Origin of the sequence: Cupriavidus taiwanensis LMG 19424 (genome assembly GCF_000069785.1) — a bacterium.
In the GTDB taxonomy this organism is placed as follows: domain Bacteria; phylum Pseudomonadota; class Gammaproteobacteria; order Burkholderiales; family Burkholderiaceae; genus Cupriavidus; species Cupriavidus taiwanensis.
In genome coordinates, this window is the sequence record NC_010528.1 from 1877946 (window position 1) to 1896245 (window position 18300).

At 65.6% G+C, this 18300-nt stretch carries 15 protein-coding genes; 1 reads left to right on the plus strand and 14 read right to left on the minus strand.

The genetic code is table 11. From position 1 onward, the window contains the following. Positions 1-35 precede the first annotated feature (35 nt). From RALTA_RS08585 to RALTA_RS29045, 11 genes are all read right to left on the minus strand, one after another. Complete coding sequence (locus RALTA_RS08585) at positions 36-953, minus strand: ATP-binding cassette domain-containing protein (RefSeq protein ID WP_012353043.1); 918 nt, start codon at positions 951-953, stop codon at positions 36-38. 36 nt (positions 954-989) lie between these two features. After that, a complete protein-coding gene (gene ssuC, locus RALTA_RS08590) occupies positions 990-1793 on the minus strand; it encodes an aliphatic sulfonate ABC transporter permease SsuC (protein ID WP_012353044.1) in 804 nt (267 codons plus the stop codon). Positions 1794-1807: 14 nt separating this feature from the next. Further along, the gene (gene ssuD, locus RALTA_RS08595) at positions 1808-2980 is read right to left on the minus strand and encodes an FMNH2-dependent alkanesulfonate monooxygenase (RefSeq protein WP_012353045.1); all 1173 of its coding nucleotides are present in this window, start codon (positions 2978-2980) and stop codon (positions 1808-1810) included. Between the two features lie 28 nt (positions 2981-3008). Further along, positions 3009-4037, minus strand: coding sequence for a sulfonate ABC transporter substrate-binding protein (locus RALTA_RS08600; protein ID WP_012353046.1), 1029 nt, complete (start codon positions 4035-4037; stop codon positions 3009-3011). A gap of 159 nt (positions 4038-4196) precedes the next feature. Continuing rightward, the gene (gene ssuE, locus RALTA_RS08605; protein ID WP_012353047.1) at positions 4197-4820 is read right to left on the minus strand and encodes an NADPH-dependent FMN reductase; all 624 of its coding nucleotides are present in this window, start codon (positions 4818-4820) and stop codon (positions 4197-4199) included. A gap of 72 nt (positions 4821-4892) precedes the next feature. Then, positions 4893-5897, minus strand: coding sequence for a sulfate ABC transporter substrate-binding protein (locus RALTA_RS08610; RefSeq protein WP_012353048.1), 1005 nt, complete (start codon positions 5895-5897; stop codon positions 4893-4895). A 400-nt stretch (positions 5898-6297) separates the two neighbouring features. Beyond that, positions 6298-6837 carry a ferritin-like domain-containing protein gene (locus tag RALTA_RS08615; RefSeq protein ID WP_012353049.1) on the minus strand — a complete coding sequence of 180 codons (540 nt, stop codon included), beginning with the start codon at positions 6835-6837 and terminating at the stop codon, positions 6298-6300. A gap of 483 nt (positions 6838-7320) precedes the next feature. Beyond that, complete coding sequence (locus RALTA_RS08625) at positions 7321-8517, minus strand: PLP-dependent transferase (RefSeq protein WP_012353051.1); 1197 nt, start codon at positions 8515-8517, stop codon at positions 7321-7323. A 15-nt stretch (positions 8518-8532) separates the two neighbouring features. Beyond that, on the minus strand, positions 8533-9795 hold the full coding sequence (locus tag RALTA_RS08630) for an MFS transporter (protein WP_012353052.1): 1263 nt from the start codon (positions 9793-9795) through the stop codon (positions 8533-8535). Position 9796: 1 nt separating this feature from the next. Next, positions 9797-10534, minus strand: coding sequence for a TenA family transcriptional regulator (locus RALTA_RS08635; protein WP_012353053.1), 738 nt, complete (start codon positions 10532-10534; stop codon positions 9797-9799). A gap of 1 nt (position 10535) precedes the next feature. Further along, positions 10536-11105, minus strand: coding sequence for a GNAT family N-acetyltransferase (locus tag RALTA_RS29045; RefSeq protein ID WP_012353054.1), 570 nt, complete (start codon positions 11103-11105; stop codon positions 10536-10538). A 182-nt stretch (positions 11106-11287) separates the two neighbouring features. Between RALTA_RS29045 and RALTA_RS08640 the strand changes: the two genes are divergently transcribed. Continuing rightward, positions 11288-12265, plus strand: a complete 978-nt coding sequence (locus RALTA_RS08640) for a GlxA family transcriptional regulator (protein ID WP_012353055.1) — start codon at positions 11288-11290, stop codon at positions 12263-12265. Positions 12266-12411: 146 nt separating this feature from the next. Here RALTA_RS08640 and clpB read toward each other — a convergent pair whose 3' ends face one another. From clpB to RALTA_RS08655, 3 genes are all read right to left on the minus strand, one after another. Next, on the minus strand, positions 12412-15000 hold the full coding sequence (clpB, locus tag RALTA_RS08645; RefSeq protein WP_012353056.1) for an ATP-dependent chaperone ClpB: 2589 nt from the start codon (positions 14998-15000) through the stop codon (positions 12412-12414). A 223-nt stretch (positions 15001-15223) separates the two neighbouring features. Continuing rightward, the gene (locus RALTA_RS08650; protein WP_012353057.1) at positions 15224-16105 is read right to left on the minus strand and encodes a MaoC/PaaZ C-terminal domain-containing protein; all 882 of its coding nucleotides are present in this window, start codon (positions 16103-16105) and stop codon (positions 15224-15226) included. Beyond that, positions 16105-18246: a D-(-)-3-hydroxybutyrate oligomer hydrolase gene (locus RALTA_RS08655; RefSeq protein ID WP_012353058.1), complete on the minus strand. Its 2142-nt coding sequence runs from the start codon at positions 18244-18246 to the stop codon at positions 16105-16107. The genes RALTA_RS08650 and RALTA_RS08655 overlap by 1 nt, the downstream gene beginning before the upstream one ends. Between the last annotated feature and the right edge of the window lie 54 nt (positions 18247-18300).

Sequence of the window (18300 nt, forward strand, 5' to 3'; positions counted from 1 at the left end):
CACTGGGGCGCAAGCGTGGCCGCAGCGCCGGCTTGTCAGGCAGCCCAGCTCACATGCAGCGGCGCGGACGCTGCGGGCGCGCCAGCCTGCGCGCCAGCTTGCCCGGGCGCTGGCGGCGACGGCCGCATCACCCGCTGCAGCACCTCGGCCTCCAGTTGCGCAAAGCCCGCCGCGCCGCGTTCGCGCGGCCGCGCCAGCGCCACGCGCGTGTCCATGGCGATGCGGCCATCCTCGATCAGCACGATGCGGTCGGCCAGCGCCACCGCTTCGGCAACATCGTGCGTGACCAGCAGCGCGGTAAAACCCAGCCGGCGCCACAGCGATTCGATCAGCGCCTGCATTTCGATGCGCGTCAGCGCATCCAGCGCGCCCAGCGGCTCGTCGAGCAGCAACAGCTGCGGGTGGTGCACCAGCGCGCGGGCCAGCGCCACGCGCTGGCGCTGGCCGCCGGACAACCGTGCCGGCCAGGCCTGCGCGCGGTCGGCCAGGCCTACCTGCGCCAGCACCCGGGCGGCTTCGGCTCGGCGTGCGCGCGGCAGGCCCAGCGCCACGTTGTCCAGCACGCGCTTCCAGGGCAGCAGCCGCGCATCCTGGAACATCACGCGCACGTCGGCCGTCCGCGCGCGCCCCGCGGCGGCCGCCTCGCCATCGATGGCAATGCTGCCACCGTCGGCCGCTTCCAGCCCGGCCACCAGCCGCAGCAAGGTGCTCTTGCCGCAACCGCTGCGCCCGACGATGGCCAGGAACTCGCCCGGCGCGACGTCCAGCGCCACGTCGTGCAGCACGGTGCGGCCGTCGTAGCGCTTGACCACCTGGCTGACCCGCAGCGCGACGCCGCCCGCCGCAGCCTTGCCGGGCACCTCGGGCACCACGGCCGCTGCGGCCGCCTCCCGCCGCGCCAGGCCTGCTTCGAGTTCGGCCAGGGCCGCCTGTTCCACCGGATACATCTGCATCTCGCTCTCCTTGCCTTGATTGGTTGCCGGTGCCGCTCAGGCCGCGGCGTAGCCGGGGTGCCAGCGCAGCCAGTAACGCTCCAGCCCGCGCGACAGCCAGTCGGCCAGCTTGCCCAGCAGCGCATAGAGCAGGATGCCGACCAGCACCACGTCGGTTTGCAGGAACTCGCGCGCATTCATGGTCATGTAGCCGATGCCCGACTGCGCGGAGATGGTTTCCGCCACGATCAGCACCACCCACATCAGCCCCAGCGCGAAACGCACGCCCACCAGGATTCCCGGCAGCGCGCCGGGCAGGATCACCTCGCGATACAGCTGCCAGCCTGACAAGCCGTAGCTGCGCGCCATCTCCACCAGCCCCGCATCGACCGAGCGGATGCCGTGGTAGGTGTTCAGGTACACCGGGAAAAACACACCCAGCGAAACCAGGAACAGCTTGGCGCTCTCGTCGATGCCGAACCACAGGATCACCAGCGGGATCAGCGCCAGCGCCGGGATGTTGCGCACCATCTGCAGCGTGCTGTCGAGCAGCGTGGCGGCGGTGCGGAAGGTGCCCGTCAGCAGCCCCAGCAGCAGGCCCAGCCCGCCGCCGATGGCAAACCCCAGCAGCGCGCGCCAGGTGCTGACACCGACGTGCCGCCACAGTTCGCCCGAGCGCGCCAGCTCCCATGCGGCCTGCACCACGGCCAGCGGGGCCGGCAGCACGCGGCTGGACAGCCAGCCGTTCTGCGACGCCAGTTGCCACGCGACGATCAGCAGCACCGGCACGATCCACGGCGCCGCGGCGCGCCACAATGCCTGCGGCGCCTGGCGCGGCGGGGGCAATAGCGGAGCCGTCATGGTTGCGCCTCCTCTCAGCTTTGCGCGGCGCGGGGCACGATGCCCGTCGCCATGACTTCACCGAACGGCCCGGACAGCACCTTGCCCGGCAGGTTGTCGAACTTCGCGCGCACTGCGCGCGGCAGCAGCGGGAATACCAGTTCGGCAAAGCGGTAGGCTTCTTCGAGGTGCGGATAGCCGGACAGCACGAAGGTGTCGATGCCAAGCGCGGCGTATTCGCGCAGGCGCTCGGCCACGGTGGCCGGGTCGCCCACCAGCGCGGTGCCGGCGCCGCCCCGCACCAGGCCGACGCCAGCCCACAGGTTGGGGCTGATCTCCAGCGCTTCGCGCGTGCGGCGCGTGCCGCCCGCATGCAGCGCGGCCATGCGGCGCTGGCCTTCGGAATCCATGTTGGCGAACACAGCCTGCGCGCGTGCCACGGTGTCGTCGTCGAGCCGGCTGATCAGGTCCTCGGCCGCTGCCCAGGCGGCGGCATCGGTCTCGCGCACGATCACATGCAGCCGGATGCCGAACTTCACCGTGCGGCCATGGCGCGCCGCGTGGCGGCGCACGTCATCCAGCTTCTGCGCCACCGCCGCCGGCGGCTCGCCCCAGGTCAGGTAGGTATCGACCTGCTCGCCGGCCAGCGCATGCGCCGGCGCCGACGAACCGCCAAAGTACACCGGCGGATGCGGCCGCTGCAGCGGCGGGTAGAGCACGGTCGCGCCCTTCACGCTCAGGTGCTTGCCGTCGTAATCGACCTTGTCGCCGTCGTGGCTGGCCGCCAGCACCTGGCGCCAGATCCGCAGGAATTCGGCCGAGGCCTCGTAACGCGCGGCGTGGTCGAGGAACAGGCCGTCGCCCTCCAGCTCGGCGCGATCGCCACCGGTCACGAGGTTGATCAGCAGGCGGCCGTTCGAGATACGGTCGAAGGTCGCGGCCATGCGCGCGGCCAGGGTCGGGGCCATCAGGCCCGGGCGTACGGCGACGAGGAATTTCAGGCGCTGCGTGACCGCGGCCAGCGCCGAGGCGACCACCCACGGGTCTTCGCACGAGCGTCCGGTCGGGATCAGCACGCCTTCATAGCCGAGCGTGTCGGCGGCCACGGCGACCTGCCTGAGGTAGTCGAAACCGACCGCGCGCGCGCCTTCGGAAGTACCCAGGTAGCGGCTGTCGCCATGGGTGGGGATAAACCAGAAAACTTGCATGTCGTGCTCCTGTTCTGCTTCGCCGGCGTTATCGCCTGGCCTGCTGCTGCGGCGCGGCCCAGCGCGCTTCTGCCACCTTGACCGGTTTGGGAATCAGCTTCAGCGAATAAAAGGCATCGGCAATGCGCTGCTGCTCGGCCAGCACCTCGGCACTGACGGGGCGCGCGCCGTACGAGAAGCGCGAAACCGCAAGCGCGAGCACATCGGCCGGCAGCCCGGTTTCACCGGTCAGCACCGTGGTGGCCTCCTTCGGGTACTGTTGCGCCCAGGTGCCCAGCGTCGCCAATTCATCCAGGATCAGGCTGACGATCTCTGGCCGGGCCTGGGCATAGGGGCGCGACGCCAGGTAGAACTGGTGGTTGCTGACCACGTTCCTGCCGTCGGCACCGCGGCCATCGGCCAGCACGCGCGCGCCCAGCTGCTTCTCGGCGGCCGCGAGGAACGGATCCCAGATCACCCACGCATCGACCGCGCCGCGCTCGAAGGCGGCTCGCGCATCGGCCGGCGGCAGGTAGACCGGCTGGATCTCGCTGTAAGGGACGCCGGCCTGCTCCAGCTGGCGCACCAGCAGGTAATGCACGTTGGAGCCCTTGTTCAGCGCCACGCGCTTGCCGCGCAGGTCGGCCACCGAGCGCAGCGCCGAGCCCCTGGGCACGACGATGGCCTCGGCCACCGGTGCCGGCGGCTCGTTGCCGACATAGACCAGTTGCGCACCGGCGGCCTGAGCAAAGATCGGCGGCGCCTCGCCCACGGTGCCGAAGTCGATGGCGCCGACATTGAGCCCTTCAAGCAGTTGCGGCCCCGCCGGAAACTCGGTCCACCGGACGCTGATGCCTTGCGGCGCGAGGCGCTTCTCCAGCGTGCCGCGTGCCTTCAGCAGCGTCAGCGTGCCGTACTTCTGGTAGCCGATGCGCAGCACCTTGGGATCGATCTGGTTCGACTGTGCCTCGGCGCGGCCGGGCAGCAGCGCGTAGGCCAGGCCAGTGGCAAGCACCAGCGCGGCGGTAATGAGTCGGCGGCGCTGGCTTGCCGTGCGCAGCAGTTTGGTCGTTGTCATGTGAAGTCCTCCTTGGCCCGCGCCGATATGCTGCGGGCCGCGTTCGATGTCCGGGATGGTTGCGGCAGCACGCCGCCCTGCCGGCCCCGCGTGGCGGGTGGCATGGCGTCGCTGCCGTCGCGCCGGGCTGGCCGGCGCCGCTACAGTCAATCCATCAGTTCAGGCGGAACATCGCTCGGCCGCCGCGATCGCGGCGGCGCGTCGGGCATAGGCGCCGGGCACCACGTCGAGCGGCACCTCGATACGCGCGTGCGCCAGCGCGTCGCGCACGCGCAGCACGCCTTCATCCAGCCGCGCGCTCAGCGCGGCATCGAAGCGCGCGTGGCGCGCGCCGGCGGCCTCGACCGGCTCGATCTGCTGGTCCACCGCAAAGATGCCGGGAAGGATCTGGCGCGAGCCGAGCGCGGCCAGCACCGGCCGCAGCGCGTAGTCGATCGCCAGCGCATGCGCCAGGCTGCCGCCGGTGGCGATCGGCAGCACGATCTTGTCGCGCAGGCCGGTCTGCGGCAGCAGGTCCAGGAAGGCCTTGAGCAGGCCGCTGTAGGCGGCCTTGTACACCGGCGTGGCCAGTACCACCACCTGTGCCTCCGCCACGGCACGCGTGGCGCCATCGATGGCCGGGTCGTCCGTGCGCGCGGCCAGCAGCGGCCCGGCGGGAAGATCGCGCAGGTCGAGGTGGCGGGTGCGTTCGCCGGCAGCCTCGAGCGCCGTGCGCAGGTGCGCCAGCACGAGGCCGGAGCGGGACTGGGCCGACGGGCTGCCGGAGAGCGTCAGGATGGACATCGGGCTTCCTTGTTCTGTTGGACCGGCCAGCGCCGCGGCCGCCCCATGCGACCGCGGCGCCGGTTCCGGGTTTTAGTTCTTGCCGGGCTGGTAGATCTGGTCGAACGAACCGCCGTCGGCGAAGTGGGTCTTCTGCGCCTTCTGCCAGCCGCCAAACACCTCGTCGATGGTGAACAGCTTCACCTTCGGGAAATTGGCGGCGTACTTGGCCGCGACCTTCTGCGAGATCGGGCGGTAGTAGTTCTTCGCCGCGATCTCCTGCCCCTCGTCGGTGTACAGGAACTGCAGGTAGGCCTCGGCCGCCTTGCGCGTGCCCTTCTTGTCGACCACCTTGTCGACCACCGCCACCGGCGGCTCCGCCAGGATCGAGACCGACGGCGCGACGATGTCGAACTTGTCCGGCCCCAGCTCCTTGATCGCCAGGATGGCTTCGTTCTCCCACGCGATCAGCACATCGCCCAGCCCGCGCTCGACAAAGGTGGTGGTGGCGCCGCGCGCGCCCGAATCCAGCACCGGCACGTGCTTGAGCAGTTCGCCGACGAACTCGCGCGCCTTGGCATCGTTGCCGCCCGGCTGACGCAATGCATAGCCCCACGCCGCCAGGTAGTTCCAGCGTGCGCCGCCCGAGGTCTTGGGGTTGGGCGTTATCACCTGCACGCCGGGCTTGACCAGGTCGCCCCAGTCCTTGATGCCCTTGGGATTGCCCTTGCGCACCAGGAACACGATGGTCGAGGTGTACGGCGAAGCGTTGTGCGGCAGGCGCTTCTGCCAGTCCGGCTTGATCAGGCCCTTCTCGGCGATGGCGTCGATGTCGTAGCCCAGCGCCAGCGTGACCACGTCGGCGTCGAGCCCGTCGATGACCGAGCGTGCCTGCTTGCCCGAGCCGCCATGCGACTGGCGCACGCTCACGGTATCGCCACCCTGGGCCTTCCAGGCCTTGGCGAAGGCAGCGTTGACATCGACATACAGCTCGCGCGTCGGATCGTAGGAAACGTTCAGCAGGTTCGCAGCGCTCGCGGTCTGCGCCGCGCTCAGTGCCCCCAGGACAGCCAGGCCGATGGCCAGTTTGCGGATCATCTTGTGTTGCTCCCGTCAGTGTCGTGAATGGCGCCTTGCGCCTGTTTGCATGGCCGCCCTGGCGGGCCGGCTTGTGTCAGGAGCAAGACTACCGACCGGGCAATCCGAACGGAACGAAGGCTTTCGCCGATCCTTCGCCGTTTTCTGCATAAGATCCGGCGGAAATATGGGCATACCCGAGACAGGGTGCCCAGTGGCGCGCACGGCCCTGCGCCAAAGTGGCGCAAGCGACACGCCCAAAAGAAAACGCCCGCACCGGCAAACCGGTGCGGGCGAAGTTTCCATTCTGGAAACGGGTAGACAAGTCATGAAGAGCGCCCCCGCATCTCCATGACAGGGCAGATCTTATCGGGCCCGCCGCCGCGGCGGCTTGACCCATATCAAGTGCGCGGCAATCCCGTCAGCCGCCTTGCCGGCTCAGCAGGTCGGCCATCTCGTCGGCATGCTCTTCTTCCACAGCCAGGATCGATTCCATCAGCCGGCGCGACGTCGGGTCGCGCTCGCCCAAAAACTGGATGATCTCCCGGTAGCTGTCGATGGCAATACGCTCGGCCACCAGGTCTTCCTTGATCATGTCGGTCAGCGAGGTGCCGGCCACATACTCCGCGTGCGAGCGGCTGGTCAGGCCGTCCGGGGCAAAGTCAGGCTCGCCGCCCAGTTGCACGATGCGCTCGGCAATCTGGTCGGCATGGCCCTGCTCTTCATTCGAATGCGCCAGGAATTCATCGGCCACGCTCTTCGAGTTCGGCCCTTTGGCCATGAAGTAGTGGCGCCGGTAGCGCAACACGCAGACCAGTTCGGTAGCCAGCGCGTCGTTCAGCAACTTCAGCACGGTGTCGCGGTCGGCCGCATAGCCCGCGGTGACCGCCCCTTCGTCGATATGCTGGCGGGCACGCTCGCGCAGGGTCTTGACGTCTGTGAGGAAAGGCTTGTCGTTCATAAAGGGCTCCTGGGGGATGGGGCTGCGTGGGCGCAGCGCCTTGTGCGGAAACTCAACCCTTTTGCAACGCGAGAAGTGTGCCACTCGGCCAATGGGGCGGATCCTCGCCGCTTGCAACGATCGACATGGGCTCTTGGCGTGAAAAAATTGCACGGAGCCTACTGCCTTACACGCGGTGGAACATGACAGGGACACGCCAGACTGGAGCCCGCTTGGCCGCTACGCCACTGCTAATAGGTGCCACCGCAACTTGAGCCGAATATGACGCCATCCACACGCGCACGCGCGGTCGGGTTCGGACCGATGGCAAGCAGCACGCTGACGAGAATCGCCATGCAAGCCCATGACAGTCGCGTCCATATGCGGGTCTCCCTGGTCAAGGCGTCAAGCATCAACGGGATCATGCTAACGCCGGCAAGCAGAAGGGCGAGAACTATGATCTGGACACTCATGGCTGAGGAGGAAGGTGCGCGCGCTCGGTTTCTAAGCTTGACCAAACGAGGTTGGAGAAGACTCGAGGACACATAGCGCTTGCTCGATATCCGCCTGCAAGTCATCAACGCTCTCGAGCCCCACCGACAGGCGTACCAGACTCTCACGGATTCCCGCTCGGCTTCGTTCCTCTGGTGTCAGCCTTCCATGCGTTGTTGTTGCGGGATGAGTCACCATAGAGCGCGTGTCGCCAATATTGGTCGCGATCGAGATCAAGCGAAGCGCGTCGATAAAAGCCCAGGCGCTCTGGCGCGAGTCGCCGACCTCAAAACTCAGGACACCACCTGCGCCGCACTGTTGAGGCTCGGCCAGGCTGCGCTGGTGATGGAACTGGAAGCCACTGTAGTACACAGCCCCGACATCGCGCCGGTTTTTCAACCAGTTTGCAAGCTTCCGCGTGCTCCGTGCAATCGCCCCAACACGAAGCTCGAGCGTCTCAAGACCTTTCAACAATAGCCATGCATTCATGGCGCTCAGCGTTGGCCCAAGTGTCCTAGTCACAGCCCGCATTTCCTCCATCAGAACATGGGAGCCGGCCACAACACCCGCAACACAACGACCTTGCCCGTCGATGTACTTTCCGGCGGAATGAACGACCAGATCAGCGCCAAAGAGTAGAGGCTGCTGCAAAATCGGCGTGAGCATCGTATTGTCAACAGCCAGCAAGCCGCCGTGCGCGTGAACAAGGCCTGCAACCACCCGGATGTCCGCAACCTGCTGCAGTGGATTGGACGGCGTCTCCAGGAACGCAAGACTGGTTCTGTCGTCGATCGCGCCATACCATTGCGGCAGATCCGTCAAATCGACGGCGCGAACCTCGACGCCGAATTTTGCGAAGTAGCACCGAAAGGCCGCCAGCGTTGTGCCAAACACATCTCGTGAACAAACTACATTCACTCCGGACCGGAGTCTCGCATGAGCGATGGCGGCGATCGCCGCCATCCCTGATGAGAACGCCACTGCGTCTTCAGCCCCTTCCAATGCCGCGAGACGTCGCTCAAATGCACGGACGGTCGGATTGGTGAAACGGGAATACACGTTGCCGTAAGATGCGCCGCTGAATCGCGTTGCCGCGTCTGCTGCCGATTCGAACACATATGCGGACGTCAACGCAATCGGCTCGCAGAAGGATTCGGAGAGATCCTGAAACTGAGCGACTCTTACCGCCTGTGTCATGGAACTATTCATGATCGTCTGGCTTGGTCAGCCCTTGACATCGAGATTCGGTCTGGCCTGTCGTATTGGCCGGTCAGAACTGCGGGGAAATCGATCGCTACCACGTAGGCCGAACCACGAGCATGTGGCAGAGATTAGCGTAAGCAAGGTGAGCGCCATAATGGCGTGCAAGTAGCTGCGATTTGATTCAAAGGACCAAGCTCCGAGCTGCACAGTCAGAAACGCACCGAGCTGGTGAACAAGAAAAAGCAGGCCAAACACTTTACCTTTGATCTGGCTGCCATACCGCTCGAAGCAGAACATGGATGTCAGGACAACCGTTCCGAGATAGCTCGCGCCGAAGAGTATTGCAAACGGCACGATGCCCAGCCAGGGCGCAAGGAGAAGGAGCATCGCCAGCGACCGCATCGCATAGAAGAGCGCAAGCAACCGGTGCTTGTTGAATCGCATGGCAAGCATTCCTGAGGCGATCCCGCTCAGCAGTTCAAGCACGCCCAGGGCGCTCATGGCAAAGGCCATCTCAAACCTTGGCACTCCCTGATCCTGCCAGTGCGGCAGTAGATGAACATCAATGAACGCCATCGTCGCGCCACAGCCGAAGAATCCGGCGGCAAGGACGTAAAAAACTGCGTCGTGCCGCACCACCGACCAAGCGCTCGCATGCTTTGTGGGAACCTCAGCGCTGACCGCGGCGGCAGAAGAGGGTTCCCATCGCGAAGCCAACCACAACGTAATGGCTATAGGTAACGCAAGCACGACGCCGACTGCAGCAAATACGGTTATCCAGCTTGCCTGCGGCTGCAACCATATCCACATGGGAGAGAGTACGATGAAGCCAATCGCGGTGCCATTGGTCACCACCGCGTACGCCAGACCCTTCTTTTTCTCTTCAAAGAGACGATCCACGAGAATACCCATGGGCACGAAAGTCATTGCCGCGAGGCCGAACGCGCCCACGACACCGAAGGCCAGGCTAAAAAACACAATCGACTGATGCCAGACCGCCACACTCAGCAAGGCGGCACCCGCCCCGAACGCGCCAATGGCGGACGTACGCAATGGCCCGACACGATCGCTCAGCGCCCCCACCAGAGGGGACATGAACCCGGTAGCCAGCATGAACAATCCACCCGACCAAGCGAACTGCGCACGTCCTCGCCCGTAGTGCTCCGCCAACTGGACAAAGTAGACCTGGTAGATTCCCTTTATCGCAGTGGAGGCAAACATCACGGCGAAGCCAATGGCGATCAGCAACGAAATGATGGTGCGGGAACTCTTGTGTCCGTCCATATTAGCGTCCACTCCCGCGAGCCGTCATGCCCGGCGCCTTCTGGCAATTCGCCGAGTAAATGTTTTCATACATGCCGTAGAACAGCTTACACGTATGGTCAACGGCAAACAGCGCCTCTTCCTGCATCCTGGCTGTCGTGCATAACTCGGAGACTAGGTTCAGACCCTGCTCGACATGCCCGACATCCTCAGCTTGATGGACAGAGAAGAACCGCAGGTCGTGATCCGTGAGGCCATACACTTTGCCGAATAGTTCATGACGGGCCTCCCCCGCTTTCGTTTCGAGATTCTGTCCCTCGCTCGCAATCATGACCGCCGCTGCACCGATGTGGTACTTCGCAGGATCGTGCACTGCGTCGAGCCGGTAGTTGATCAGCGCACTGGTAGCGGGCAAGGGACGCTCGGCATCACGCTCGACATCGCCGATACCAATCGCGCGCAAGAAGTCCTGCATGAGGGCAACATGATTGTCGCTTCTGGAGAGGCGCCCTGTTTCCTCCTCATACATATTGATCAAGAGCGCACGCTTGAATTTTGGGATCGGGCAATAGAAGAAGAGATGCTCAACGTAATGCAGGAAGTTCTTGGTCAACTGATATCCCTGAAGCGCCGTGGCCTTTAGCAGGGGCAGGTTTGGCTTCAGCGGATCAAAGATTTCCGCGAAGATGGGGTGACCAAGAGTCAGATTGCTGTTCAGGACGTGACGAAGCTCTTCCTTAAAATTCTCTCTCTTAATCATGTTAAGACGACTCCATTGATGAACTATCTTGGAAGACATGCTTTCGCAACGAACAGACGGGTTGCACAAGAAAGTGTCCGCGATAAACCTCATCGCCTACACGTGCATAGTCATCGAGTACACCATATGACTTGAATCCAAATCGCTGCCACAGTAGATGTGCCCGGCTTCCTGCGCGTACATCGAGAACCAGCTGATCGATCCCAAGCGATTCCGCTTTCAGAACGATTTCCCGGAAAGCGTGCGGAATGATGTTCTGGCCACGGTAGTCCGGATGAACGACTCCTTTGGAAAGTTCAGCGCGATGGCGGCAGTTCGGCATAGGGTTGCGAGTCATCATGCAGAAGAACACCAGGTTGCTGCCGTCAATCCCGACCAAAGCCAGGGTTTGGCCTTTTGCAATTCGATAGCTCAACTCGGCGATGAAGGCTTCTGCTTCGTCGATCGACATGCGCTCTGCATAGCCCAGCGTGGCACCTTCCAAAGTCGTTCCTTCAACAAGATCGACGATGCGATGAGCCTCCACATCGGCGAGAGCGGAAAGCCATTTGAGATGAACCTGGTGTTTCACAGTGAGTCTTTACGTCTTTTTGATGACTGCAAGCCTAAGCCGGTGCCTTGCGGCCAGCCAGCAAATGACTGGCCAGCGTTAGCAAATATCTGGCCATATCCAGTCAGCTATAGAATTCCCGTTCCGACCGCTCGAAGAAGCGAGAATCCTGTCAGCGCCCCGTCAATCGGAATCGACGCCACATGAGATCCGCCTACCTACTCGTACTGCCTGGCGTTCATATGCTGGACCTGGCCGGCCCGCTGCAGGTCCTCTCTACCGTCTCGGAGCTGGGTATCGGTCAGCTTTCCGTTCGCTGCATCGGCCCCCATGCGAATGTGCAGGCCTTTCAGGGAGTGGCGCTGGGCCGAATCGAGGCATTGCCTGCGCGCGTCAATGGCCAGGACCTAGTGGTGGTGATCGGAAGCAAGCTGCAGACTTCATTGATGGCATCGCAGCCCTGGCGTGATGCCGCTGCGTGGCTGCGCCGCATGTTCACGGGAAGTAAGACCCCTGATACGACGATTGCCGCGGTCTGCACCGGCGCCTTTCTGCTGGGTGACGCGGGACTGCTCGACGGCCGGCTGTGCACCACGCATCATGCCTTCGTCCGTCGGCTGCGCGCGCGCCTGCCGCATGCGTCGGTGGTCGACAACCGGGTCTTCGTCTGCGATGACAATGTCTGGACCTCCGCGGGAGTCGCATCCGGTATCGACATGGCGCTGAGGCTGGTAGCGGAGATATTTGGCGATGAGGCCGCCATTCGTGTAGCGCACGAGAATGTCGTGCCGTTCCGGCGTTTCAGCGATGACCCGCGACTCGATCCGCAGTATCAGTCTCGCTCGCATGGCAACCAATTGATCCATGCCGTCCAGGATGCCATCTCGCGAAACCTGGAGGCTTCCGTCTCCGACCCCCGCTTTGCCCAAGGCTTTGCGATCAGCGTCCGGCATCTTTCCCGGATGTTTCTCGAAGAAACGGGGCTGACCCCAAAGCAGTACCAGCTTGCGCTGCGCATGGCACGCGCAAGGAAGCTGCTGACGGCTTCAAGCCTGTCCGTGGAAGCAATCTCGTCGAAGTCCGGATTCAGCAGCGTTCAGGCCTTCCGTAGTTGCTGGGACAAGATTGAAACCATGCCCCCGAGCCAGTACCGGAAAGCCAATTCGACCAGAAGGACTTGATCTCACCAGGTCATGAGGCTTACACCCCAATAAAGAAAAAGCCCCCGCGCTATTGCGCAGGGGCTTGAGTGCGATCGGCCGCCTCGATGGCTCCCCTCCCGGCTACGGAAGGGAAGCAAACGGCTTTGTGAGCGCTGTGAGCAGCCTCAGTCCAGCTTCCGCCCGAACGTGAACTCGCCGTCGGCATAATCCACTGGCACCACATCCTTGGCCGCGAACTTGCCTTCGAGGATGGCCCGCGCCACCGGGTTCTCGATCTGCTGCTGGATCGCGCGCTTCAGCGGACGTGCCCCGAACACCGGGTCGTAGCCGGCGCTGGCGATCTTCTCCAGCGCATGGTCGCTGACCTCCAGCGTCATGTCCATGCGGGCCAGGCGGGCCTGCAGGCGCTGCAGCTGGATGCGCGCGATGGACTCGATGTTCTTCTGGTCGAGCGCGTGGAACACCACCACTTCATCGATCCGGTTGAGGAACTCGGGCCGGAAATGCGTGCGCACTTCCTGCCAGACCGCGCCCTTGATCGCTTCCTGCGGCTCGCCAGCCATCGACTGGATGATCTGCGAACCGAGGTTCGACGTCATCACGATCACCGTGTTCTTGAAGTCCACGGTGCGTCCCTGGCCATCGGTCAGGCGGCCGTCGTCGAGCACCTGCAGCAGCACGTTGAAGACGTCCGGGTGGGCCTTCTCGACTTCGTCGAGCAGCACCACGCTGTACGGCTTGCGGCGCACGGCCTCGGTCAGGTAGCCGCCTTCCTCGTAGCCCACGTATCCCGGCGGCGCGCCGATCAGGCGGCTGACGCTGTGCTTCTCCATGAATTCGCTCATGTCGATGCGGATCAGGTGCTCTTCCGAATCGAACATGAACTCGGCCAGCGCCTTGCACAGCTCGGTCTTGCCGACGCCGGTCGGGCCCAGGAACAGGAACGAGCCATAGGGCTTGTTCTCGTCCGCCAGCCCGGCGCGCGAACGGCGGATCGCATCGGACACCAGCCGCACGGCCTCGTCCTGGCCGACCACGCGAGCATGCAGGCGCTCCTCCATCTTCAGCAACTTCTCGCGCTCGCCCTGCATCATCTTCGACACCGGGATGCCGGTCGCCCGGCTCACCACTTCGGCGATTTCCTCGGCGCCCACCTGCGTGCGCAGCAGCTTGTTGGGCTGCTTCTGCTCGCTGGCTTCGGCATCGGTCGCGGCCTTGAGCTTGCCTTCCAGTCCCGGCAGCTTGCCGTACTGCAGCTCGGCCACCTTGTCGAGCTTGCCTTCGCGCTGCAGTTTCGCGATCTCCAGCTTGACCTTCTCGATCTCTTCCTTCAGCGCGGCCGTGCCCTGCGCGGCGCCCTTCTCGGCCTTCCAGATCTCGTCGAGGTCGGCGTATTCCTTCTCCAGGCGCGCGATCTCCTGCTCGATCAGGTCAAGGCGCTTGAGCGAAGCCTCGTCGGTCTCCTTCTTGACCGCTTCGCGCTCGATCTTGAGCTGGATGGTGCGGCGCTCGAGCTTGTCCATCGCCTCCGGCTTGGAGTCGATTTCCATCTTGATGCGCGCGGCGGCCTCGTCGATCAGGTCGATGGCCTTGTCGGGCAGGAAGCGGTCGGTGATATAGCGATGCGACAGCTCCGCCGCGGCGACGATGGCCGGGTCGGTGATTTCCACGCCGTGGTGCAGCTCATACTTCTCCTGCAGGCCGCGCAGGATGGCGATGGTGGCTTCCACGGTGGGCTCGTCGACCAGCACCTTCTGGAAGCGGCGCTCCAGCGCGGCATCCTTCTCGATGTACTTGCGGTACTCGTCCAGCGTGGTCGCGCCGATGCAGTGCAGCTCGCCGCGCGCCAGCGCCGGCTTGAGCATGTTGCCCGCGTCGATCGCGCCCTCGGCCTTGCCGGCGCCCACCATGGTATGGATCTCGTCGATGAAGACGATGGTCTGGCCTTCGTCCTTGGCGACGTCGTTCAGCACGGCCTTCAGGCGTTCCTCGAACTCGCCGCGGTACTTGGCGCCGGCCAGCAGCCCCGCCATGTCGAGCACCAGCACGCGCTTGTTCTTCAGGCTCTCGGGCACTTCGCCATTGACGATGCGCTGCGCCAGCCCTTCGACGATCGCGGTCTTGCCCACGCCCGGCTCGCCGATCAGCACCGGGTTGTTCTTGGTGCGGCGCTGCAGGATCTGGATCGCGCGGCGGATCTCGTCGTCGCGGCCGATCACGGGGTCGAGCTTGCCGATGCGGGCGCGCTCGGTCAGGTCGATGGTGTACTTCTTCAGCGCCTCGCGCTGGCCCTCGGCCTCGGCGCTGTTGACGGATTCGCCGCCGCGCACGGCCTGGATGGCCGATTCGAGCGACTTGCGGTTCAGGCCGTTCTCGCGCGCGATGCGCCCGGCGTCACCCTTGTCGTCGGACACGGCCAGCAGGAACAGCTCGCTGGCGATGAACTGGTCGCCGCGCTTGAGCGCTTCTTTCTCGGTGGCGTTGAGCAGGTTGACCAGGTCGCGGCCGATCTGGACCTCGTTGGTGCCCTGCACCTGCGGCAGGCGCTTGATGGCGGCGTCCAGCGCCGTCTGCAGGCCCTGCACGTTGACGCCGGCGCGTGCGAGCAGCGCCTTGGCAGCACCGTCGTCCTGCGACAGCAGTGCGCGCAGCACGTGCTGCGGGTCGATGTATTGGTTGTCGTTGGCCAGGGCCAGGCTTTGCGCTTCAGCCAGCGCTTCCTGGAACCGGGTGGTCAGCTTGTCAAGACGCATAGGATTCCTCTCTCGGATAGGTCGTGTCCCGATGCGGGGGCGTTGCCGCCGGCCTGCTTGCCGGCGCGCCCGTATGCCCTGCCGGACACTCGATGTCATACCGAAAGATAAGGCTTGGCCGTGACATTTCAAGGCCGCTTTCGGCGCGATATCGCGCCCGTCCGGCGTGACACCGCCCGGACGCGCTGCGCAGGCGGCATGTGATGTCCGAGATACGCGCCGGCTAGGCGGCGCGGTCGGCGCCCTTGTCGGCCAGGTTGCGCACCAGCACCAGCGACTCGCCCTGCACCACCACCCGGCCGTCCGCGCCTGTGACCACGCTGGCCAGGTTGACCAGGTCCTTGTCGGCGCGCAGCCGTACGATGCGCACGCGGGCGGTCAGCGGCTCATCCAGCCGGGCCGGCGCGCACAGCCGCAACGACTGCTTCATCCAGCCCGTACCGCGCCCGGGCAGCCGGGTGCCGAGCAGGTCCGAGAACATGCCTGCCAGCAGCGGCAACGGCACCACCGGGCCAGCGAAGCCCCGCGCGCGGGCGAAGCCGGCATCGGCGTGGAACGGGTTGGCATCGCCGGTGAGCGCCACGTACTCGTCCAGGTCAGCCGGGGTGAAGGCCCGCGCCGCGGCCGCCTGCTGGCCCGGACGCAGGCCGTACAAGGCCGCGTCACCGTGTTGCGCGGCGGGGTCCGCTCCGGCTGGCTGGCTGGCCAGTGCGGCGGGACTCGCGTCCACCAGCCAGCGTGATTCGCCGGCCGCCGTCACCCGCGGCGCGTGCCCGGGCCCGGCCGCGCTGCTCACCGTGGTGGCATAGGCGGCCAGACCAGCCGGCGCCGGCTGGGCCGACAGCGCCACCTGCACTGCATCGCCAACGAACGCAGGCGCGGGGAACATCAGCGACTGCGCCACCGGCAAGGCCGGCCCCGGCAGTTGCCGCATGCTATGCGCGCACAGCAGCGAGAACAGGAACATGCCGTGCGCCACCGTGGCACCGAAATGCGTGCCACGGGCGAAGGCCGGATCGCAGTGGATCGGGTTATCGTCGCGCGACAGCGCGGCGAAGCGGTCGAAATCGCGCTGCGACAGCACGCGCGGCGGGTTGTCGTGCATCAGTCTGGCACCTGTACGGTATTGGCATTGACGGTGATGGCATTGCCCGGTGCCGGCACGGCCGCGAACGGCGGCACGTTGGACGACAGCAGCGCCGGCGCCGGCGTGTTGAGGGTGCCGCCACGTGGCGTGGTCCGCACCACCTGCGACGGCGGCAGCGCCTTGCCCGTGGTCAGGTTGTCGTAGACCGCGTCGAGGGCCCGGTTCAGGTAGACGTGCAGCGGCACGTAGCGGTTGCTGTAGCCGGGCACCACGCCGATGAAGGCATCGAAATGCTGGGCGTTCTCGACCTCCACGTAGGACAGCTTGCTGGTCACGCCTTCCCGCTGGCGGTTCAGGCCCAGGTAGGGGCGCGAGGTATGGTTGACCGGCAGCAGCGCGTCGCTGCGCCCATGCACGATCAACGCCGGCTTGCCGCGCAGGTTGCCATTGCGCAGCGTCAGCGCCTGGCCGGCCTGCAGCGCAAGCGCCGCCGCATCGGATCCGGTCAGCAGGTTGCGCAGACAGCTGGCGCCGTCGTAGTTCAGGTCGGCGCGCTGGGTCGAAGCGGACACGGACGGCAGGTTCAGGTACGGCCCATGCTGCGGATCGCGGTCGTTGATCAGCTGGACCGGCGCCTGCGGCGGAATGCCATTGCCGGTCGCATACATCGACGCCAGCGCGGCCGGCGCGATCGCCGCCGGCTTCAGGTCCGTCAGCGTGGCGGCAAAGCTGTAGCCGCACAGCCGGTCGGTCACGCTGGCCCGCGCATAGGCGTTGGCGTAGGTGACGGAGATCGCGGCCGCCACGTCGAACGCGGCCAGCGACGGGTGCAGGTCGTCCGATTCCGCCTCCCAGCCCGCGGCACGCAGTGCCTGCAGCGCGCTGGCGCTCTGCTGGTCCGTGTTCGCGCCGGTGACCAGCCCTTTCTCGGCCAGCGTCTGGCAGCGCGCGGCGAAGAACGGCGCCATGGTGGGGTTGGCGTAGAACGGCGCCTGCGTCAGCGCGGTGGCGCGGCCGGCGCAGTGCTGCAGCAGGTTGGCCGTGGTGGTGTAGTCGTACAGCGTCAGGCCCGAAGCCGCCACCTGTGACGCGCCCCGCCGCACCACGATGCCGGTGTTGGGCGGCATGTTCAGGTTGGGCTCGGCCACCGCCACGCCGTCGATCAGGCCGCCGGCATCCTGCTCCGCGGCTGCCACGGCGGCGCCGCCGCCATTGGACACGCTCGATGCAATCACCAGCACCTTGTCCTGGCCCAGCGTGCGCTGGCGCGTGCCGTTGGCCGACACGGCGCCGAAGCGGTCATTGATGGCCCACAGCGCAAACTCCACCGCCTGCAGCGTGAACTTGCCCCAGTCTTTCTCCGGGTTGCGCTGCGAATGCGCGTGCTTGAACGCCAGCCGGTGCGGATTGGCGGCAGTGAATTCCGCCAGCGCGGTGGCGCCGGCGGGCGCGGCGAAGTGCGCATTTTTGCCGGCGGCGGCGCGCGTGGTGCGGGTGCCGTCGATCAGCGGCACGGTGTCGGTATCGAGGTCATGCGGCGCCGCGCCGGTGCCCTTGTCGGTATAGGCCACCGCGCAGCCGCGCTTCAGGCCCCATTCACCGGTTCCGATGGCGCCATACACGCCGCGCGAGCCCGACGAGGTCGCGGTGATCAGGCACGGCCGGGCAGTGTTGAACGAGGCCGGAATCTGCACCAGCATGGTCACGTTCTGCTGGCCCGAACCGTCGTCGGAGTACGCCACGTATTCCACGCCCGCCACCTTGCCCTCCGAACCGGTGACATTGCCCTGCGCATCGACGTTGGGGCCGTACAGGGAGCCGTAGCCCCCGCCAGCGCTGGTGTCGACGATGGCGCGATAGTTGGTATAGATGGCATAGCGCCGCAGCTCGGCCGCGGTAGGCGCGGCCGGATTGAGCGGCAGTGGCGCCGTGCTGCTGGCCAGCCCGTCCTTGCCGAGCCCCGCGGTCAGCAGGTCGTCGGAGGCGCCGTCGTAGCTGTTGATGGTGACTGCGCCGATATAGGCCGGCTTGGTATTGGGATTGCCGCCGTTGCCGTTGTTGTCGTCGCCCGATCCGCATGCGGCCAGCATCGATGCCGCCGCCGCCAACGCCGTGAGCCTGAGGCCGCGGAGCCGCGGCGAGTGCTGCGTGAACTGCATGGGATCCTCCTTATGCCGCCCCGTGCCGGGGCCGTCGAGATGTACGTCAATGAA